The organism is Facklamia languida CCUG 37842 (assembly GCF_000245795.1).
In the GTDB taxonomy this organism is placed as follows: Bacteria; Bacillota; Bacilli; order Lactobacillales; family Aerococcaceae; genus Facklamia; species Facklamia languida.
In genome coordinates this window covers 1,638,752-1,660,330 of the sequence record NZ_JH601133.1, presented here as the reverse complement: position 1 = coordinate 1,660,330, position 21,579 = coordinate 1,638,752, and the positions used below count along the sequence as shown (strand labels likewise).

Sequence of the window (21,579 nt, the reverse complement as noted above, 5' to 3'; positions counted from 1 at the left end):
AAGACAAGCCAGGCAAGAATGCCTGGCTTTTTGGGATGGTGCAGGCCCTCGGTGTGACCTGAGATTACTTTTAAATGGATGCGAGAAAAAAGAGTGGAAGGCTGGCTTCCACTCTAAGAGCTGGGTGTATTGTGTTGAATGGTCAACTTGGACCTAGTAGTAATAATCTTGGCCAGACAACTCGGGGGCATAGTCGACCCCTTCGCTATAGTAAGAGCCAGAAGCATTCCAGAGCAGGTATTCGTGGATGCCATATTCACTGAGGGCCACGATCTGTTGTTGGATCTGCAGGGGACCATATTCTTGGAAGGTCCCAGGGGCCAGTCCATAGTCGGTAAAGCTCTGTAACCAGGGTCTGGAAGTCACTTGGTTGGTCGTATTGGCCAGGATGGCCTTCTCCGAATACATGTATTGGTCAACCACGTTGTAGGGCTCAAGGTCGGGATAGGCAATGCCAAAGAAGCCAGGTCCCCAGTGGGAAGGGTAGACCATTGAGGAGATCACGTCGACCCGCTCGGCCATTTGGGCAAAGTTCTGGCCGATCCCACGCACATCGGGGGCATCGCCCGCAATGGCCGTATAGCCAAAGACGTCGGCCGAAGTCTCAGCCCCATAGGGAGCTAATTTCTCACGGGCATATTCTAGGAAACCATTGATGGCATAGACCCGCTCTTGACCGAACTTGTTGACATCATCAGTGACATAGTCACCAAAGTCGCCGATGTCATATTCTAGCTTATCAGAGAAGGTCTCGAAGCCTTCAGGGAAACGGACATAGTCAAATTGGATTTCCTTAAAGCCTAACTTAGCCGCTTCAATCGCCACTTCCACATCATAGTCCCAGACTTCCTTCATGAAGGGGTTGATGAATTGCGACCCATTCCCGTCCGACCAAATTGCACCCGTTTCCCGGTCCTTAAAGGAATATTCGGGATGTTCACTGGACAGGAGGTTATCCTTGAAGGTAACGATCCGGGCAATGGGGTAGATCTCATGCTTTTCTAAGTCTTTGAGAATCTTCTTGAAGTCAACTGTGCCGCTGCTATTCTTTTGGACGAGTGGGTTCTTGGTATCCACTTGGGCCAACACATTGCCATAGTCGTCCTTAAAGTCGATGACCATGGCGTTAAGATAGGTGTTGTCTAAGAGGTCGAGGAGAAATTGGTATTGGTCGGGGTCGTTGAAGACGGAGGCAGGGACATAGACTCCCTTGACTCCATCCTTGGGATAGTTGATCTGGATACCCGAATCATAGAAGAGGGCCGAAGGTAGGTGCTCGGGCGCCTTGAGGATGGGTTGGTTATGAGGGGCTAAGCCTTCATATTGGTTGTAGGTTCCCTGGTTGATGCTATTATGAAAGGCTACGACCTCTTCCTTGGAGTAGTTGATCGAGACTTCGGGTAGGACATAGTCTTTAGGGGCTTCTTCCTTGGGCTTAAAGCTTTGACAAGCTGTGGCCAAAAAGACCAGCCCGATGATCAAAAGGCTTAGACGATATTTCTTCATGGAATCACCACTTTCGCTCAAATAATGGACGTCCAATAGACGCCAAGGATTAAGGGTTGTTGAAAGGCTCACTTATTGGTGTAAATTGACCAGGTAAACCTTGAGGTTCACCAGGAGATGGTTCAAGGATTCAAAATGAACTAAGACCTTGTCCAAATTCATGTTATTCTCCGTGTAGAGGAGGTTAACATTGTCGAAGACCTTGAAGAAGGATTCGTGGTTGGTCGCCGGATTAGCAATTGACTTGTAGGTAATGGCTTCAGTCTTCAAGTTGGCTTGGTAGCGGGCGACATATTGGTCCAGGTCCCCGGTTAAGTTCGTGACATAGTCCATGACCATCTTCATTTGGTCTTGGGGTAGGTCTTTATGCTGGGGAATATCCCCTAATTCATCGGCCAGGTCGATAAGTTGCTTGCGGTGGTCATCAATCTCATCTAAGAGGGCTTGACGCTTTTGGACATTGGCTTCAATCGGACTGTCTGCTTGGTTGAAGGCTGACAAGTCTTCGCTGGCCTTAATGGTGGCCTCAAAGTTGGCTTGGATATCGGCTTCTTGGTTTTGTATTTCGCTGATCTTACCAATGATCGCTGTCACATGGTCTTGGATGAGGCCAACGGTGCGCTCAGCCCGCTGCAAGGAATTGCCACAAGCACTGAGTAAGACCACACTGACTATGAGGACGAGGATTTGTTTCGCTTTCATAGGATCTCCTTCTAAAATTAACACTTATCTAAATTGATCTTATCCATACAAGTAGTATATAATAAGAAGTATTGTTAACACAACGATTATACCAAACAATTGTTAATTTAGACAAGGAGAAGACCATGCTGATTGCTTATTTAACAGCCTTACTGATCATTCTGGCCGATCAAGCCCTTAAATACTGGGTCCAGACCTCCTTCCAGCTCCACCAGGCCAAGCCTGGTATTGAGGGAATCTTCCAATGGTTCTACCTCCATAATGATGGCGCAGGCTGGGGCCTTCTGGGCGGGAAGAGGACTTTATTAATTCTGGTCTCCCTCTTCATGGTGGCTTATTTTATCTATTTAATCCGTCGTAACCGTTACCTGCCGGGCCAGATCACCTGGATCTATGGCCTCTTGCTGGGTGGGGCGATTGGCAACCTGATTGACCGCGTCCGTTTGGGCTATGTGGTGGATATGATCCAGGTCACCTTTATCGACTTTCCGGTCTTTAACCTAGCCGACGCCAGTCTGTCGATCGGTTTGGTCTTGTTATTAATCAGTCTCTGGCTTAGTCCCTACAAGGAGGAACTCTTATAAAATGACCGATACCCGCATTCAACTGCAAGGACCTGAAGACCAAGGCCGCTTAGACAAGGTCCTCGCCGACCACCTGCAAGATCTGAGTCGGTCGAAGATCCAGCGTTTTATCAAAGATGGCCAGGTCTTAGTCGATGGCCAAAAGCAAAAAGCCAACTACCTCCTCCAGGGAGATGAAGTCCTCCAGGTCGCTTTAAGGTCCGATCCGGACTCAGAAAGTGATCTTGACCTGCAAGGAGAGGCCATGCCTTTGGAGATTGTCTATGAAGACGATGACCTCTTAGTGGTCAATAAGCCAGCTGGTCTGGTGGTCCATCCAGCCAAGGGCCATGCGACTGGGACCCTTGTCAATGGTCTCATCTATTATCTCAAGGGCCAGCTCTCCTCTGGTAGCCAAGCCTATCGGCCAGGGATTGTCCACCGAATTGACAAGGATACCTCTGGTCTCTTAGTAGTAGCCAAGAATGACGCCGCCCACCAGGCCCTCAGCCAGCAGTTACAGACCCGGCAATTGAAGCGGACCTACCTGGCCTTGGTCAACGGGTCAGTCCAAGTGGATTCCGGCCAGATTGACATGGCCTTAAAGCGGGACCCCAAGAACCGCTTGCGCTGGCAGGTGGATGAGACCGGTAAGGAGGCCATTACCGACTTTAAGGTTCTCCAGCGGTGGCCAGTAGCCAGCCTGGTTGAGGCCCAATTACAGACGGGAAGGACCCACCAGATCCGAGTCCACCTGGAAGCGATTGGTCATCCCCTGATTGGGGACCCTGTCTACCGTCGTCACCTGCAGAATATTCCTGGTCCTTTTACCCATCTCACCAGCGGTCAGCTCCTCCATGCCCATCAATTAAGCCTGGTTCATCCACGAACCGGTGAGGTCCTAACCTTTACCTGCGAGATGCCGGCCGCCATGCAGGAGGTTATTGACCAGCTGAATGGCTAGGCTGAGTGGGATACTAGACCCAGCTAGTAAAGTTTAATAATAAGCATTTTTCAATCCGATCGACCCCACAAGCAATTACGAAGGGAGGGATAAGCATGACCCAAGCCAACCAAGAAATCCTCAACAAAATCAAACGGCTGCTCTCTTTAGCCGAAGATGGGGGCCGGGATGAAGAGAGCCAGACGGCCTTGTTGATGGCCCAAAAGCTGATGCTCAAGCATAAGATCTCCCAACAAGAATTGGCCAAGGGTCCCAAGCAAGAAATTGTCCTCAAGTCCCTATCCGTCTATAAGCGGCTCTATTGGTGGGAGAAGGTCCTAGCCACCATTATTGCCGATAACTTCCGCTGCCTCTTCTACATCCAAAGCAACCGCTTGCCATACCAGGCCACCATCCAGCGCAAGATCGTCCTGATGGGTTATCCCGAAGATGTAGAACTCGCCTATGAGATGTTCTACCTGGCTGCCCAGTCCATGAAATATTATGCCAAGCGCCATCTGGACCAGACTCCTTACAAACAGACAGCTCAGAAGCGCAAGTCCTACTATCTCGGCTTCCTGGATGGGCTCAAGGACAAGTTCGACTCCCAGCGCCAGGCTATGAGCCAAGAGAGTGCCCAGTATGCCTTGATGATTCAGACCCCTCAAGCCGTTCAAGACCGGTTTAACCGTGAGATTACTGGGTCCTTAGCCTTTGACCAACCGGTGATGAACCAGCCCGACTTGGCTTACCAGGACGGCTACCAGAAGGGGAAGGACCTGGACCTGGCCACCAAACGCATCGACCAGCCCCATTAAACAAACAAGTTGCCCTTTTGAAGGTTATCAATAACCTTTGAAAGGGCCTTTATGCTATAATCGGGCTAGATTCATTCCATTACAATGGGACTCAAATAGATTTCACTCGAAAGGATGCGTATCAGATGCCAGAAGAAAAACGTCGTCAAGAAGCCCTACGTCTCTTAGCTGAAGTTAGTGATCTCTACCAACAAGTAAAGGCCAAGGGGGACTTATATCAGGAAGTTCACTCAGCAGAAGTTGACCGGCCAGCCTTCAGACAAAGCGCGGAGAACTTTGCTTATTATTTGGCTTTAAGAAATTATGATATTCGTAAGCTCCAAGCAGAATTGGTTCCCTTGGGGATCTCCTCTCTGGGACGGTTGGAGAATAAGACCCTGGCGACCCTGCAGTCCGTCATCCACTCCCTGGCTTCGATTGCCGAGGTGGAGACCGACATCCCCCGACCTGCTGTTGGCGCCTTCAGCCGAGGGGACCAACAACTGGCCCGCAATGTCTTCTCCATCCTAGGGGAGAAGAGTCCTGGCCGTAACACTTTGATCATGGTCACCATGCCGAGTGAAGCGGCCCATGACCGGGACTTGATCCGGTCTTTAATTGGGGCTGGCATGAATGTCGCGCGGATCAACTGCGCCCACGATACGGCCGAAGACTGGTTAAAGATGATTCAAAATATCCGGGCTTTGGCGGAAGAAGCGGAGAAGGATATTCGGATTTTGATGGATATTGCCGGGCCGAAGATTCGAACGGAGTGGGTCTTTACCCAGTATAAGAATCCCAAGTTAGAAAAGGGCGATGAGATCCTCTTAACCAGTAACTTTGAAGACTTACCGCTGAACTATTCTGGCAAGGTGGTTGCCGGTTCTGCCATTGATTCCATCTACCGGGCCCTGCAGATTGGTGACCCAGTCCTCATTGATGATGGGTCGATTGAGACCCGGGTTCTTAAGACCGGGCTCGACCATGCCGTCTTAACGGTTACCAAGGTCAAGGGCGACCGCGTCCGGCTCAAAGCAGAAAAAGGCTTGAACTTCCCAACCACGGACTTCGAGATGCCGATCGTCAATGACAAGGACCGGTCGGACATCGCCTTTGCCTGCCAACATGCCGATATTGTTGGCTGTTCCTTTGTCCGAACTGCTGAAGACATCCAGGTCATCCAGTCGGTTCTGAAGGATATCTTAGGCCCAGAATCAGGGGAGATGCCGATTCTAGCTAAAATTGAGACCGTCAAGGCGGTCAACAACCTGGCTTCAATTATCTACCAAGCGGCCAGTCACAATCCTTTTGCCTTGATGATTGCCCGGGGGGACCTGGCGGTCGAAACGGGCTATATCCGGCTAGCGGAAGTTCAACAGGAGATCCTCTGGCTGGCAGAAGCGGCCGATGTGCCGGTAGTCTGGGGCACGGAAGTCCTGGCCAACTTAATTAAGACCGGTATTCCTTCACGGGCTGAGGTAACGGATGCAGCGGAAGGGGCGAGGTCGGATTGTGTCATGATCAATAAGGGGCAGAAGATGGTGGAGGCGGTTGAGATGTTGGATGAGATCTTTAAGCGGATGCGGCGGCATCAATACAAGAAGACGCCGCAATTGCGGGCCTTGAATATTGCCGACTTGTTGAATGATTCGAGTGATTAGGTAAGGCTTGTGAATTGATTTGGGTGTGAAAAGACTTTCAAAGAATTAAAAGAGATTGGCTTGGATAGGAAAAAGCTTGAATGATTAGGCGAAAGCCGAAAAGATTGTGAATGTTGGGTCTTCGGAATATATGGTGGAATTACTTTTTATTAATAGTTTAAAAACAACTGGTGTTTAAATCGGATTTTCTAGTGGGATGTTAGGACAATCAATAGTATTATAAAAGTATCAATCACATACGAGTAATACGTTGGAAAAAAATAAAATAGTCCAATCTACTTGACCGTGTACTATGGTACACGGTTTATAATATTCATGGGGTGAAATAAGATGATTTATCGCATTAGTGAGTTTGCAGAAAAATGTGGCGTTAATAAAGAAACGATTAGATATTACGAGCGAAAAAATTTACTACAAGAACCTCACCGAACGGAAGCTGGTTATCGGATATATTCATATGATGACGTTAAGCGTGTTGGGTTTATTAAACGAATACAGGAACTTGGATTTTCTTTAAACGAGATTTATAAAGTACTTGGTGTTGTAGATAAAGATGAAGTTCGTTGTCAAGATATGTTCGAATTTGTTTCTAAAAAACAAAAGGAAGTTCACAAACAAATAGAGGATTTAAAACGAATTGAAACTATGTTAGACGACTTAAAACAACGATGTCCAGATGAAAAGCAATTACATTCGTGTCCAATAATAGAAACATTAACATGAGAGATTAACGAAAGGGGCTTTATTATGAATAAATTTAAAGTAAACATTCAAGGAATGACCTGTGCGGGTTGTGAAAAACACGTTGAATCAGCACTTGAAAAGATAGGTGCTAAAAATATTGAGTCTAGTTTTCGTCGTGGTGAAGCAGTATTTGAACTATCCAATGATATTGAGGTTGAAAGTGCAATAAAGGCGATTGATGAAGCAAATTACAAAGCCAGAGAAATTGAAGAAGTATCATCACTAGAAAACGTGGCGTTAAGTAATGAAGACAATTATGACCTTCTTATTATTGGTTCTGGTGCTGCTGCCTTTTCATCGGCAATTAAAGCTATAGAATATGGTGCAAAAGTTGGAATGATTGAGCGTGGAACGGTTGGGGGAACCTGTGTGAATATTGGCTGTGTTCCGTCAAAAACTCTTCTTAGGGCAGGGGAAATCAATCATTTATCAAAAGACAACCCGTTTATAGGTTTACAAACATCCGCTGGAGAAGTGGATTTAGCTAGTTTAATCACGCAAAAGGATAAATTGGTGAGCGAACTTCGAAATCAAAAATATGTGGATTTAATTGATGAATATAATTTTGATTTAATTAAAGGTGAAGCAAAATTCGTTGATGCTAGTACGGTTGAGGTCAATGGGGCAAAGTTATCTGCAAAACGCTTTTTAATTGCAACAGGTGCATCTCCTTTGTTGCCCCAAATTTCAGGACTTGAAGAAATGGACTATTTAACTAGTACAACACTTCTTGAGTTAAAGAAAATACCAAAACGATTAACTGTAATTGGTTCAGGATACATTGGAATGGAGCTTGGACAACTATTTCATCATTTAGGTTCAGAAATAACACTTATGCAAAGAAGTGAGCGACTTTTAAAGGAGTATGATCCTGAGATTTCAGAGTCAGTTGAAAAAGCGTTAATTGAACAGGGTATAAACCTTGTCAAAGGGGCAACTTTTGAGCGTGTTGTACAAAGTGGAGAGATAAAAAAGGTTTACGTAACAGTAAATGGCAGTAAAGAAGTTATTGAATCAGATCAGTTACTTGTTGCCACTGGAAGAAAACCAAATACGGATTCTTTAAATTTAAGTGCGGCAGGTGTTGAAACCGGATAAAATAAAGAAATCCTGATCAATGATTTTGGTCAAACAAGTAATGAAAAGATTTATGCAGCAGGAGATGTGACGTTAGGACCGCAATTTGTATATGTAGCAGCCTATGAAGGTGGAATTATTACTGATAATGCGATCGGTGGGTTAAACAAAAAAATAGATTTATCGGTAGTCCCTGCTGTTACGTTTACGAATCCAACGGTTGCAACGGTTGGTTTAACAGAAGAACAAGCAAAAGAGAAAGCGAATGATGTGAAGACATCTGTATTACCTTTAGATGCTGTTCCTAGAGCAATTGTAAACCATGAAACAACCGGTGTATTTAAACTAGTAGCAGATGCAGAAACACTAAAAGTATTAGGGGTTCATATTGTATCTGAGAATGCAGGAGACGTCATCTATGCAGCATCATTAGCTGTTAAATTTGGCTTAACGATAGAAGATTTAACAGAAACCCTAGCACCATATTTAACAATGGCTGAAGGGCTAAAATTAGCTGCACTTACGTTCGATAAAGATGTTTCGAAATTATCTTGTTGTGCAGGCTAAGGGAACTTTTTTTACAATTCCCTATTCAAGTGAACCAGCTAATACTGTACTAAAGTGTGCAGTAGTTTAGCAAAGTCTACAAAAGGATTTCATACACTATTTTGCGGTCACCCATTATATAAATGCTTTAAGGGATTTTCTAAGTGCATTTGTGGTCACAAAAATAATTTAACACTGATGATTTCGACATCAAATCTATATTTGATACCTTAACACCGCAGAGTAATAAAGGACGAACAATATGTCAAACTTATTATCCCTACCAGACATTAAAACAATAGAATCACCACAAGAAAATGAAACCGATATGATGTTTAAAGTTGAAGTAGTCGGACCACCTGAACGTTGTCCTGAATGTAGTTTTGACAAGTTGTACAAACACAGTTCAAGAAATAAACTAATTATGGATTTGCCCATTCATTTAAAGCGAGTGGGCTTACAATTGAACCGTAGGCGATACAAATGTCGTGAATGCGAATCTACCTTCTGGGAACGCCTAGTATCTGTAGATGAAAAGCGTAGTATGACCAAAAGGCTTTTAAAGTCTATTCAAGAGCAATCCATGTCTAAGACCTTTGTAGAAGTCGCAGAAAACGTTGGCGTTGACGAGAAAACTATTAGGAACGTTTTTAAGGACTATGTGGCACTCAAAGAACGTGAATACCAGTTTGAAACTCCTAAGTGGATTGGGATAGACGAGATACATATTATCCGAAGACCTCGGCTTGTATTGACTAATATTGAACGCAGGACAATTTATGACATCAAGCCTAACCGTAACAAGGAAACAGTTATCCAACGTCTTTCAGAAATCAGTGACAGGACTTATATTGAGTACGTCACAATGGATATGTGGAAGTCCTACAAAGACGCAGTGAACACTATTCTTCCACACGCTAAAGTGGTCGTAGATAAGTTTCATGTAATTAGAATGGCTAATCAAGCCTTAGATAACGTCAGAAAGTCTTTGAAAGCTCATATGAGCCAAAAAGAAAGACTTACCCTTATGGGTGAAAGGTTTATCCTTCTAAAGCGTAAACACGATCTAAATGAACGTGAATCATTCCTCTTAGAGACTTGGTTAGGTAATCTTCCTGCCTTAAAAGAAGCCTATGAACTCCAAGAAGAGTTTTACTGGATAGGGATACTCCTGATTCAGATGAAGGTCGTCTTCGTTATAGTCAATGGAGACACCGTTGGATGTCCAGTAACTCTAAAGATGCATATAAAGACCTCGTGAGAGCCGTAGACAACTGGCATGTCGAAATATTCAACTACTTTGATAAAGGGCTCACTAACGCTTATACGGAGTCAATTAACAGCATTATTAGGCAGGTAGAGCGAATGGCTAGAGGTTACTCGTTTGATGCCTTACGAGCTAAAATCCTTTTCAATGAGAAGTTCCATAAAAAGCGTAAGCCACGATTTATTCAAGTGCTTTCAATAAAGCTATGTTACACGATAATTTCAATTGGTGTGAAGTGAATGATCATGACATTACAGACAACTTTGGTGTCGATTTTTCCACACTTATTAAGAATTTGGAGAAGGGTGATTTATAAGCCCTTTTCCACCATAAAACCGAATACCCCGAATGTTTTACCCACTGGGAACGTCCTGCAAAACTTTGCTTTTCCGGACTAGGACCACTAGGCTAGGCCTAAGCGGTAAAGCGCAAGGCCTTGCAAGCTGCATGGTCTTTGTTCATTCCTGTGAATAAATATCAATCTTTTCGGCTTTCATATCTAATCGCTAAACTTAATAAAAAAAGTCGGGTGGCAGAATATTTAAAGCTGGGCCTTATAAAAGCGGGGGGAGTCAAAAAGAGATTCTAATCTAACTTTATGAGGATTAGTCGCTAGTCCTAAAGACGACCTAAAGCGCCGTTCTTCTTCTTGGGATTAAATGACGGACTTTTCGCTTTTTAACAATTGCTCAATAAAATAAGGTGAAAAAATTCTTAACCGGGCTTCTAAAAGCATGCGGAAATAAGTATTCATCGTTAAAACCCCATATTTTCACTGGATAGGCCCTTTGAGCGGGCCTTTTTTTGCTGGTGGAAACTATGGGCATTTTGTAAGAATTTTTTGGTGGAAATTTATTCTTGGTCCTGGCACTGGTATAGCTGAGGATAGTGATGGCACTGGGGGTTACGGGGGTGGCAGACGCGTCGGCCAAAATAAATCAGGGATTGGTGGGCTTGGGTCCATAGTTCAGGCGGTAAGACTTCCATCACCCGGTCTTCCACCTGGCGCACACTGGCTCCGGGATCAACAATCTGGTGGTGGAGAGCAATCCGGTGAATATGGGTATCGACCGCAAAGGCGGGTACACCAAAACCGACACTTAGGACGACATTCGTTGTCTTACGGCCTACTCCTGCCAGTGACATCAAATCCTTGCGGTTATCAGGAACTTGACCCTTGAAGTCCTTGACCAGTTGTTGGGCACATTGGAGGAGGTACTTGGCTTTGTTGCGATAGAGGCCAATGGTCTTGAGATAGGGTTCAATTTCTTGGGGTGAGGCTTGGCTGAGGGTCTGAGGGTCCGGGAAGCGGTCAAAGAGGGCGGGGGTGACTTGGTTGACAGCCACATCGGTGGTCTGGGCACTTAAGATGACGGCCAGGAGGAGCTGGTAGTGGTTGGTAAAGTCTAACTCCGGTTTGGCATCGGGGTAGATGGAGATGATGGCTTCGAGGACTTGGCGGGCACATTCCTTGGTTAACATGGGAACTCCTTTCAAGAGGTTGTAGTGAATAATAAGTGTCCTCAGTGTAAGGGATTTCCTGGGCAAAGGCAAGCAGACCCTAGTACCACGCTCTATACAGTAGGATCCAACTAGGCTATAATGGGGCGGTAGTCGCCTCCTTTTTTGTTAAAAGGCGAGGCTTGATTTGAAGAAAGGAGCAGATCGAATGCAAAGGATTCACAAGGTATTAATTGCCAACCGGGGTGAAATTGCCATTCGCATTATTCGTGCTTGTAAAGAATTAGACATCCAGACAGTCGCAATCTATTCCAAGGAAGATATTGGCACCCTTCACCGGCTCAAAGCGAACGAGTCCTACCTGATTGGTGAGGACCTGGATCCGACTCAAGCCTACCTAGATATCGAAGGCATTCTCAGCCTAGCCAAGGCCAAGGGGGTCGACGCCATCCACCCGGGTTATGGCTTCTTGAGTGAGAACCAGACCTTTGCCCAGCGGTGTCAAGAAGAAGGGATCCTCTTTATTGGGCCGGAAGTCCGCCACTTGCGGATGTTTGGTGATAAGACCTCTGCCCGCCAGACCGCTCAAGCGGCAGGCATTCCGGTCATCCCAGGTTCACAGGGCTTGGTCGAATCCGTGGACCAGGTCCAAGCCTTTGCCCAAGAACATGGCTTTCCGATTATGCTCAAGGCCGTTTCAGGCGGTGGGGGAAAGGGCATGCGGGTGGTTCAGACTTTGGATGAGATCCAAGATGCCTATGACCGGGTCAAGTCGGAGGCCCTCAAGTCCTTCGGCAATTCTGACCTCTATGTCGAAAAGTACATTGCCAATCCCAAGCATATTGAAGTACAGATCTTGGCCGACCAACATGGCAACTGCGTCCACCTCTTTGAACGGGATTGTTCGATCCAACGCCGCCATCAAAAGGTCGTGGAGGTTGCGCCTTCCTTCAGCTTGGATGACTCAATCCGCCAAGCCTTAACGCAAGCTTCCCTGCAATTAATGAACCATATTGGCTATGTCAATGCGGGCACGGTTGAATTCTTGGTGACCGACCAGGCTTATTATTTTATTGAAGTGAATCCCCGGGTCCAAGTCGAACATACCATCAGCGAATTGGTGACCGGGATCGATATTGTGAAGTCCCAGATCTTGATTGCGGATGGGGCCGACTTACATGGTCCGATCCTTCAGATTCCTCCCCAAGACCAGATTCAAGCCAAGGGTTACGCGATCCAATGCCGGATTACAACCGAAGACCCTTTGAATCACTTTGCCCCTGATTCCGGCAAGATTACCGCCTATCAATCACCAGGTGGCTTTGGAGTCCGTTTGGATGCTGGAGACGCCTTTGCGGGAGCCATCATTTCACCTTATTATGATTCCTTGTTGGTCAAGATTTCCACTTATTCCAATACCCTGCAGGAGACCATTGATAAGATGCGGCGCGCCCTCAAAGAAATTAGGGTCCGTGGTTTAAAGACCAATATCCGCTTTCTGCAGAATATTATGGCCGACAAGGACTTCATCCAGGGCCACTATACAACCCGGTTCATTGATGATAAGCCTGACCTCTTCCAGATTACTCCACCGCGGGACCGGGGCGCCAAGCTCTTGAATTATATCGGCAATGTGACGGTCAATGGCTTTCCAGGCATTGGGCCCGGTGCCAAGCCGGACTTTGCCAAGCCCGTCCACTTGACACTTGATCACCAGGTCAAGAGTCCCATGACCCTAAAACATATCTTAGACCAGGCTGGACCGGACAAGGTGGCCCAAATGGTGCTCCAGAAGGAGGAGGTCCTCTTGACGGATACCAGCTTGCGGGATGCCCACCAATCTCTCTTATCGACCCGGATGCGGACTAAGGACCTGCTGGGGGCAGCGGCCTATATGAACCAAACCTTATCCGATTATTTCTCCTTTGAAATGTGGGGTGGGGCGACCTTTGATGTGGCTTATAACTTCTTAAGAGAGGACCCCTGGGATCGGTTGCGGCAATTACGCCAGACCATGCCCGATGTGATGTTGCAGATGCTGTTGCGGGCGTCGAATGCGGTCGGCTATACCAATTATCCTGATAATGTGGTCGACCGGTTTATCAAGCTGGCAGCTTACGAGGGCATTGATGTCTTCCGGATCTTTGATTCCTTGAACTGGTTGGAATCGCTCAAGGTCTCCATTGAGGCTGCCTTAGAGACGGGTAAATTCGTTGAAGGGACGATCTGTTATACCGGTGACCTGCTCGACCCCAACCGGTCCAAGGTCTATGATCTGGACTATTACGTCAACCTAGCCCAAGCTATTGAAGGTCTGGGGGTTCATTCTCTCGCCATTAAGGATATGGCTGGGATCTTGAAGCCCGAAGCCGGTTATCAGTTGATTAGGGCCTTGAAGGAAACGGTCAAAATTCCTATCCACCTCCACAGCCACGATACCTCTGGCAATGGCCTAGCCCTCTATTCACGGGCCATCGATGCGGGAGTGGATATCCTGGATGTGGCCAATCCGGCTTTGTCAGGCTTAACCAGTCAGCCCAATGCGGCTTCTTTAGCTGCTATCCGCCAGGGTCGGGACCAGCAAGCTTCCAGCCTTCGATCAGGCGATGAGGATCTGACCCGGTATTGGCAGGTCACCCGGTCTTATTACCAGGCCTTTGAAAGCCAGCTGAAAGCCCCTTGGCCCGGTGTCTATGACTATGAGATGCCAGGCGGCCAATATACCAACTTCCAATTCCAGGCTCAAGCTCTCGGCTTGGGCGACCGGTTTGACCAAGTCTTAGATGCCTACCAAGCCGCCAATCGGCTCTTGGGCGACATCACCAAGGTTACCCCATCTTCTAAAGTTGTTGGCGACTTGGCCCTCTTCATGGTCCAGAATGACCTGAATGAATACAACCTGCTTACAAAGGGGAAGGATTTGAATTTCCCAGCTTCGGTGGTGGCCTTCATGCAAGGGGATATTGGCCAACCACCAGCGGGCATGAACAAGGATCTGCAAGCGATTGTCCTCAAAGGGCAAACGGCTTATACGGACCGACCCGGCCAACGGTTAGCTGCTTATGATTTCAAAGGGCAGGAAGCCATGCTTGCGAGCCTGACCGACCAGCCAATTGATGAATCCTTAGCCATCGCCTATGCCCTTTATCCCAAGGTGGTCAGTCAATACCTGGACTTCCAAGCTGAAAATGGTCAAGTCTGGAAGCTGGATACGCCGACCTTCTTCTATGGGCTTAAACTGAATGAACGCTTAGTCTATGAATTGGACGAGGGCAAGACCTTGGTCATTGAATTAATGGCCATTGGCCCAACTAAAGCCAATGGCTACAAGACCGTTCACTTTGAGTTGAATGGCCTCAGTTATCCTTGCGAGATCCGGGACCAGTCCTTTACGGGGACGGTTAAGACCAGTATCAAGGCCGACCGGACCAACCCCCATCATATTCCAGCCCCCATGCCCGGAACGATTAGTCATGTCTTGGTCAAGGAAGGAGACCCGGTCAAGGCCAACCAGGTCTTGATGATTACCGAAGCCATGAAGATGGAGAACTCAATTAAGGCCCCGGCAGCCGGCGAGATTCAAAAAATCCATGGCCAAGTCGGGAACCAAGTAGCAGCCGGCGACCTCTTGATGGAAATAGGGGATCCCGTCGAATAAGAATCATCCACCGCACCAGCTCAAGTGTGAGCCAGGCGGTGGATTTTGTCGTACTTTTATTGAAAATAAGTGAAATACCAGCCTATCAGAAAGACTAGGACCAGGGAAGAGAAGAGGGCGGTCATCAGGAAGTAAGGCTTTAAAGTCTTGTGGTGGAAGAAGGGAATGGCTAGGAGGGCGCCCCAACCGCCAAGGCAGAAGGTTGCCAAGAGCAGGGTGCGTTCACGGATCCGCCAGCCCTGGCGAACCGCCTGCCACTTGTCATAGCCAAAGAGTAGGAAGACGAATGAATTCCAGAGGATGAGTAATAGAATGATGATTAAGCCAATTTGTGACATCGAATCCTCCTTAACAAAGTTGCTGCCTCATATTGTATCATAAGCAAATAAAATAGAGGAAAGCGATTAATAAAAGCCTTGATAAATGTTAGATAGATAACCCTTTAATTTATCTGATAAAAGCGTTATCAACCATAAACCAGCATTTACGAATGAATAAAATCACTGGGGACCGCCCTCCAAAGCACGCTTTTCCGGGCTAGTCCCACTAGGCATTGCCTAGACGGTAAACCGTAAGGCAATGCACGCTACGTGGGCCTTCCGCTTGCCTGTGATTTTTCATTCGCAACTGCTTGCTTTTTGTTGATAGTCTTTATAAGATTATTTATTTTATACTCTCATCTTGAAAAATAAAGTTCGATGATCATTATTTATTTGATAAGCAGAGTAGATGCTCTATTAAAGTAAAAAAGTAAATTGAATGACTTATAACTTAGGACCTTACCATTTATGATGATCTCCTGATAGGTGTAACTTTTGTTCGCTACTTTCATGGATTGCTTAGAAGGTATAGCGTCTTAATTAAGGGTAAAAGACCATTTCAGTTACTTTAATAGGATCGATGCTTCGAATTGACCGAGCCAGAGTCTTTGTCAATTGTTCTAGTTGGCAAGAGATATTCTTAATAAAAGTCCTGGTAAATGGCTCTTTACTTAATCTAACAAAGAACTTATCCATCTAAGAAGCAGCAGTTGCGAATGAATAAAATCAGTGAGGACCGCCCTCCAAAGCAAGTTTTTCCGGGCTAGTCCCACTCGACCTTGACTAGACGGTAAACCGTAAGGCAATGCACGCTAGGTGGGGCTTCCTTATTCCTTTGATTGATCATTCATTGGTGATTGCTTATTTATCGTTAGTCTTTAGAAGATTATTCATTAATTATAATACGATGAATTATTATAAAAGCCCTTTCATTCGCTCTAATATTGTAGTATAGTAGGTCCAGTAAAATAATTATAGGAGTGTTGCAAATGGACAAAAATTCGAAGAACTATCGTTTAGTGTTGGCTGCGATCTTTGCTGCCTTGACGGCTCTGGTCACCATGGTTATTAAGATCCCAATCCCGAATGGGGCGGGCTACTTGAATCTGGGTGACGGGGTGCTGATGGTATCGGGGCTTCTCTTTGGACCCTGGGTTGGAGCTTGTGTGGGTGGAATTGGTTCGGCGATTGCGGACCTCTTATCTGGCTATGCTGCTTATGCTCCCTTTACCCTGGTCGTGAAGGGGCTAGAAGGTTTCCTTGCGGCTTATCTCTTACGTAAGTTCTCGAATCGTTGGCCAGGTCTTATTATTGCGGGATTAGCTATGGCTCTTGGCTACTTCCTAACGGACTGGGTGCTCTACCAATACCCTGCAGCCATTGCTTCCTTGCCAATGAATATCGGCCAAGGTCTCTTCGGAGCGCTTGTTGCTGGTATACTCTATCCCATCTTACATAAGGTTATCCGCCAAGATTAATTGGTCGACCGGGTAGCCGAGCAAGGCAAATCATTTTTGCTGAGTAAGAAATTGGGGTATAATGAAAGCAATATCAATGTAAAGGAGCAATGAATATGGACAACGTAACATGGATTTTAATTGGAATTGTCGTCTTAGCGCTCATCGTCATTTACTTCATTAAGAAACAAAAACCAACCGATAATGTCACACGGCAAGTCACCGATGAAGGGATGCAAGACCAACTCGGTACCCGCCATGTCAATGCGTCAACAGCTTCTTCAACCAATCGTTTCAACCATGAAGAAGATGAAGAATCGCGCATCATGCAAGAAGGGCAGACCGCACAAAAGCGCCAACGCGATGAACGTCATCAAGCGAATGAATCTGTTCGCACTGAACCAGTGACTGAAGAACCCGTTCACCATGAAGACGCGGTTACACCAAGTCCTTCTGTGCCATCCAGAGATCCACATGCAGTCGAAGCAGATGCTGATCATCGTACAGGTGATGCAAATGTTGATCACAGTACCGTTGATGAAAATGCTGATCACAGTACCGTTGATGCAAATGCGGATCATGACTTAAAGGAATTAAACTATGAAGAGTTGAAGCTAGCTAATGCTGGCCAAGCGGTGAGCTTGAAGGGGCAGATCGCTTCTCTCTATCGTGAAGACCTTGAAGTGCCAGGTGCAACAGCCCTTGGATCCCTAAGCATGGGTGACAACCAAGTAGTCGCACTTAAATTCATCAACCCTGTTAATGAAGACTTACAAACGGGTGATACTGTTACCCTTCATGGCCACTTAGATGGCATCAAGGACGCAGACCAAGTGCAAGTACCTGCTATCACCGTTGATTCATACGTCAAAGCCTAAGCAAAGAATAAATACAAATAATGTAAAAGAAGCCTGACACTGTGGTGTTGGGCTTTTTGTCTTTGGTCGACCGGAATGATAACAGAAGAGGGCAGCCAAGGCTTCTGTCTTCCCACCTTTCATGATTTATAATGAATATTTTTTCCCAGCCATCACTTGATAATCGCTCTCAACCCGGTCTCTTTTTGATATAATTTCAAGGAGCCAAACGAAATCAGGGGACTAAATAAAGTTAAGTCGATCCGTTAGTCCCCATGATCGCGGTTCACCTGTGCTTGGTATTCATATGCTACAAAGCCTATTCCTAAGCCATGTCAAAGGTGTTTGACAGGGGGATGATTCCAAGATGCAAGTTGTTTTGTCAAAAAATAGGTTCAAAGTCCAAGATCTTCGATAGACCTTCCTAGTCAGAAGGGGTAAGTTCAAGTCAGAAAGGAGAACAGCATATGACAATTGGCGAATTATTGAAGGAGGCGCGTCTCCAAGCTGGGATGACCCAGGAGAAAGTCGCAGAAGCAATTGGCGTATCCAGGCAGTCCATCTCGAATTGGGAGAATGATAAGACCTATCCGGATGTAATAAATGTCATCGCCTTAAGTGAACTTTACCAAGTCAGCCTCGACTATCTATTGAAAGGAAGTAAAGATTATATGAAACATTTGGACGAAAGTACCGATATTGTAAAGAGTAATAAGGCCCTCATCCGGTCCATCGTATTGGGTGTCTTGGCCATCCTCTTTATTCTCTTGATCAGTCAATGGATTCCCTTCCAAGTGACGCTGGTTGCACTATTTATTGTTAGCTTAACCCTGGCGAGTATGATCTACTTTGAGATTATCCGCCGCTTCTAAGGAGGAAAAACATATGAATATCTATCTTGTCATCATGGTCATCACTGGCGCTTGCTTAATCATGGCGGGTATCTTCTTCAATTATAATATCTATCACCTGGTTAAAATCGATGCCGAAGCGAGAGGGATGAAACGTCCAGGCCTCTGGGCCCTCCTCAGCCTACAGAATAGTGACGGTTCTGGTGTCTTGCCCTTGTATCTGATCGTCCGTCGTAAACATCCACGCCGGCCATTGACCTCTCAGGAAGAATCTGATTACCAAGTCCTCAAGAAGAAGGCCAGACTGGCATTGATCATGATCCTGGTCAGTGCCATTCCCTTGGTGGTGACCGCGATTTACTACTTTGCGGATAAATAAGGAGAGAATACCAAGGTTTCTTTCTTTATAGTTTTTGATTATATAGATCTTTTGTAAAAACAACATTCTATAAGCGAAAAAACACCGATTCTTTAATCATAGGAAGATAAACTCAAACGGTCCTACGGAAATGTCTAACTAGGACGCATGATAGCCTGCCTAAGCTTTCTATGATTTTTAGAATCGGTGTTTGCTTAAAAAGTCTCATAAAGGATCATGCGATGCCTCAATCATCTATCAACTTTCACTTGGCTCCATTACCAGTGCTCACTTGCACTACTTACTCGACCTTTTCGACTGATTGATCCGGACCGCTGACTAAAAGGTGGGGGAGGGTCTCACCGGTTTCAACTTGTTCTTCAACACCTAAATAACTTCCTCGGATGATCACGTGGTCACCTTCGGTCAAGTCCAAGTCCGGTTCGTAGTTCCAATTGACAGAGTACTCTTCAGACCCATCACCAGCCGCGATCGTGAATCGATAACCGTACTCTTCAGCCATGATCATCTGAGTAATCTCTCCTTCAACCATGATGGCTTCGTGTTCAAATTCTTCCTGTGACAGGAGATCTGAATAAGGAATTATGCGATAACCCGATGCATCAATGTCATAACCTTCTGGCATGAAGGGTTTGAGCAGGGATTCAGAAATCTGGTTGTTAAGGATCGGATGATCTTTTTTGCCGAGGACCTTCAAGTCAATCATTTGTCCATCGGCTTTATAGTCTGAAAGGGTGAAGTAGTAGAGCTCTTGGTGGTCAAGGACTAAATATTCATAATCTTTCAATCCGGAGGCCGGTTTGAGTTCGAAGAGGGGGACCGTTCTTGCTTGGTCTGGCTTGATAAAATCTTGGGTAATATCGTCCTCACCTTCCATCATGCTGACCCAGATGAATTTTTTATCTTTGACCAGGTAACTGGCCTCAAAGTCTTCCTTTAAACGATATAGACCACTCGCTAGACCTCTACCATAAAGGGGGTCGGTCTTCAGGTCGTAGATGGCCTTGAGAATATGGTCCAAAAGTTCTTGCGGGTCCTTAGATTCAACTGGTATCCGTTGGTCAGCCTCCAAAGATCCTGAAGCAAGAAGGGCATAGTCATATTCTCCCTCCAAGTCTTGAATAGTATAAGAGGGCTCTTCAGCCTGAATCAAGTGACTGGGCCAAAGAAGGAAGAGGGTGAGTACAAGGCGAATCATGTGATTTTTCATGGGATAACCTCCTTAGTTAAAGCTTGAATTGAATCGAGTGTGAGTGATTGTTACGATAATTTGTCGAAAGCAGGGGAGACAGCTTACTCTTCAATGATGACTTGATTGAAATTACCACTGTTAATAAAGGGTAGATTATCTTCGGTCGGGCCACCATAGCCGCCTTCAACGGTGACTTTATCATCCACCGATAGTGGCTGGACCTGGTCACCGAACCAATAGATGAAATAGAGATTGTCGTCTTGGTTCGACTGGAGGATAAATCGACAAGATTTATCGGATTGATCGATGATTTCTTTGACCCGGCCCTTGACCAAAACATTTAAGGTTTGGCCCTGAGGCAAACTTAAGAGTTCTTCGTAGGGAACGGTCTGATAACCATTCTCATTGACTTGGCGATCGTCTGGCAGAAATGGGGTATAAAGGGGTTCATCGATTTGATCATTCAAGAGGACATGGTCCTTTTGCCCCAGCACTTCAACGGTTAAGGTCTGTTGGCCATCCGGTGTGCCTTGAACGCCTACCAGATAGACATCATACTGGTCCAAAATAATATAAGTGGCATTATCAAGTGTCATAAAATCTGATTCAACTGGAAAGATGGGAACGTCTGAAGGCCCATCAGCCACAATGGTCTGAGTTAAGCTCTCAGCACCAGGGGATAGCATGGAAATGACGCCGTCCTTAATCTGCCTGGAGGCTTCGTAGTCCATCTTTAAGCGGTTAATGCCTTCCTGGAATTGAAGACTTTGAATCCAATCGATGCGAGCCTTCGCAATCTCCACCATAATCGGGTCTAAGATGGCCCCCTTATCCTTAGAATCTATCGGAATCGGTTCATCCACCACTATTTGACCCATAAGATAGGTAATCGTTCCATATTCCCCATTTAGGTCCTCAGGGGTGAAAGAACCTTCTTGGGCATGGGCGATCGACCAGGGCATCAAGAAGAGGCAAAACACTGTCAGCAAGCATTTCTTCATAGGCTTCACTCCTTCATGTCGTTTTTTTAATTATAGCGGAAGGGGAAATTAGAGGGATAGTGATATGCTTGATCTGAATAAACAATTAACTGCTTATGACCATGTTTGGAGCAAAAGCAGGTAATTCTTGATGTTTAACGATCGGTATGGATGAGAGTTTTGTGAAGGGGGAGGAGATCAGTTTATAATTGTAAATCATCTTAATTTGGGAAGTGGGTCAATTTTAGTTTTAGAAATAAAGCTGTGTTGGGAACAGATTCGTTTTATTTTGAAAAATAAAGTGAATCTCAAGATAAAGTTCGCTTTATTACATAAAATAAAACGAATTCGCCCACCATCTTCGTTTTATCCTGACCAATAAAACGAACCGACCCACGCCATTCCTGAAACTTGTTAGGCGATAGACCGCTTCAATGGACCTCTCCTAAATTATCTAGCACCTCATTCTTCACAAAACAAAAAAGCCGCTTGATCTCTCGGACAGCGGATAACTACCTCCAGTGTATGCCTAGCTAGCGATGAAACGCTGAGTAGGGAGGGTAGATAGAATCAAGAACCGCCTTCACTTGAAGGCAGTTCTTGTGAGAGAAACGAACG

General features: G+C 45.8%; 16 protein-coding genes and 2 pseudogenes. 12 read left to right on the top strand and 6 right to left on the bottom strand.

The window, feature by feature from the left end:
- Positions 1-153: 153 nt before the first annotated feature.
- Together HMPREF9708_RS07605 and HMPREF9708_RS07600 are read right to left on the bottom strand one after the other, a co-directional pair.
- Positions 154-1,506: a putative glycoside hydrolase gene (locus HMPREF9708_RS07605; protein WP_006309722.1), complete on the bottom strand. Its 1,353-nt coding sequence runs from the start codon at positions 1,504-1,506 to the stop codon at positions 154-156.
- 72 nt (positions 1,507-1,578) lie between these two features.
- Positions 1,579-2,208: a YkyA family protein gene (locus HMPREF9708_RS07600; RefSeq protein ID WP_006309721.1), complete on the bottom strand. Its 630-nt coding sequence runs from the start codon at positions 2,206-2,208 to the stop codon at positions 1,579-1,581.
- A 71-nt stretch (positions 2,209-2,279) separates the two neighbouring features.
- Here HMPREF9708_RS07600 and lspA point away from each other — a divergent pair, with 71 nt between their 5' ends.
- From lspA to HMPREF9708_RS07565, 7 genes and pseudogenes are all read left to right on the top strand, one after another.
- The gene (gene lspA, locus HMPREF9708_RS07595) at positions 2,280-2,792 is read left to right on the top strand and encodes a signal peptidase II (protein ID WP_232215556.1); all 513 of its coding nucleotides are present in this window, start codon (positions 2,280-2,282) and stop codon (positions 2,790-2,792) included.
- Between the two features lies 1 nt (position 2,793).
- Complete coding sequence (locus tag HMPREF9708_RS07590) at positions 2,794-3,735, top strand: RluA family pseudouridine synthase (RefSeq protein WP_006309719.1); 942 nt, start codon at positions 2,794-2,796, stop codon at positions 3,733-3,735.
- A gap of 95 nt (positions 3,736-3,830) precedes the next feature.
- Positions 3,831-4,532 carry a DUF2786 domain-containing protein gene (locus HMPREF9708_RS07585; RefSeq protein WP_006309718.1) on the top strand — a complete coding sequence of 234 codons (702 nt, stop codon included), beginning with the start codon at positions 3,831-3,833 and terminating at the stop codon, positions 4,530-4,532.
- 125 nt (positions 4,533-4,657) lie between these two features.
- Positions 4,658-6,172 carry a pyruvate kinase gene (locus tag HMPREF9708_RS07580; protein WP_006309717.1) on the top strand — a complete coding sequence of 505 codons (1,515 nt, stop codon included), beginning with the start codon at positions 4,658-4,660 and terminating at the stop codon, positions 6,170-6,172.
- A gap of 330 nt (positions 6,173-6,502) precedes the next feature.
- Positions 6,503-6,895, top strand: a complete 393-nt coding sequence (merR, locus tag HMPREF9708_RS07575; RefSeq protein ID WP_006309716.1) for an Hg(II)-responsive transcriptional regulator — start codon at positions 6,503-6,505, stop codon at positions 6,893-6,895.
- A gap of 24 nt (positions 6,896-6,919) precedes the next feature.
- Positions 6,920-8,560, top strand: a pseudogene (gene merA, locus HMPREF9708_RS07570) (mercury(II) reductase).
- Positions 8,561-8,801: 241 nt separating this feature from the next.
- Positions 8,802-10,122: pseudogene (locus tag HMPREF9708_RS07565) on the top strand (ISL3 family transposase).
- A 536-nt stretch (positions 10,123-10,658) separates the two neighbouring features.
- Here HMPREF9708_RS07565 and nth read toward each other — a convergent pair.
- Positions 10,659-11,288 carry an endonuclease III gene (gene nth, locus HMPREF9708_RS07560; protein WP_006309711.1) on the bottom strand — a complete coding sequence of 210 codons (630 nt, stop codon included), beginning with the start codon at positions 11,286-11,288 and terminating at the stop codon, positions 10,659-10,661.
- Positions 11,289-11,475: 187 nt separating this feature from the next.
- On the opposite strand from nth, the gene HMPREF9708_RS07555 reads away from it, so the two are divergent.
- The gene (locus HMPREF9708_RS07555; protein WP_006309710.1) at positions 11,476-14,925 is read left to right on the top strand and encodes a pyruvate carboxylase; all 3,450 of its coding nucleotides are present in this window, start codon (positions 11,476-11,478) and stop codon (positions 14,923-14,925) included.
- A 56-nt stretch (positions 14,926-14,981) separates the two neighbouring features.
- Here the strand turns inward: HMPREF9708_RS07555 and HMPREF9708_RS07550 are convergent, their stop codons facing one another.
- Positions 14,982-15,263: a DUF1294 domain-containing protein gene (locus tag HMPREF9708_RS07550; RefSeq protein ID WP_006309709.1), complete on the bottom strand. Its 282-nt coding sequence runs from the start codon at positions 15,261-15,263 to the stop codon at positions 14,982-14,984.
- Positions 15,264-16,234: 971 nt separating this feature from the next.
- On the opposite strand from HMPREF9708_RS07550, the gene HMPREF9708_RS07545 reads away from it, so the two are divergent.
- From HMPREF9708_RS07545 to HMPREF9708_RS07530, 4 genes are all read left to right on the top strand, one after another.
- A complete protein-coding gene (locus HMPREF9708_RS07545) occupies positions 16,235-16,723 on the top strand; it encodes an ECF transporter S component (protein WP_006309708.1) in 489 nt (162 codons plus the stop codon).
- 95 nt (positions 16,724-16,818) lie between these two features.
- Positions 16,819-17,580 carry a hypothetical protein gene (locus HMPREF9708_RS07540; RefSeq protein ID WP_006309707.1) on the top strand — a complete coding sequence of 254 codons (762 nt, stop codon included), beginning with the start codon at positions 16,819-16,821 and terminating at the stop codon, positions 17,578-17,580.
- Positions 17,581-18,026: 446 nt separating this feature from the next.
- On the top strand, positions 18,027-18,431 hold the full coding sequence (locus HMPREF9708_RS07535) for a helix-turn-helix domain-containing protein (protein ID WP_006309706.1): 405 nt from the start codon (positions 18,027-18,029) through the stop codon (positions 18,429-18,431).
- 13 nt (positions 18,432-18,444) lie between these two features.
- Positions 18,445-18,789 (top strand): hypothetical protein, encoded by a 345-nt coding sequence (locus tag HMPREF9708_RS07530; RefSeq protein ID WP_006309705.1) that lies wholly within the window; start codon positions 18,445-18,447, stop codon positions 18,787-18,789.
- Between the two features lie 280 nt (positions 18,790-19,069).
- Here HMPREF9708_RS07530 and HMPREF9708_RS07525 read toward each other — a convergent pair whose 3' ends face one another.
- On the bottom strand, positions 19,070-19,999 hold the full coding sequence (locus tag HMPREF9708_RS07525) for a hypothetical protein (RefSeq protein ID WP_006309703.1): 930 nt from the start codon (positions 19,997-19,999) through the stop codon (positions 19,070-19,072).
- Positions 20,000-20,082: 83 nt separating this feature from the next.
- A complete protein-coding gene (locus HMPREF9708_RS07520; protein WP_006309697.1) occupies positions 20,083-20,982 on the bottom strand; it encodes a hypothetical protein in 900 nt (299 codons plus the stop codon).
- Between the last annotated feature and the right edge of the window lie 597 nt (positions 20,983-21,579).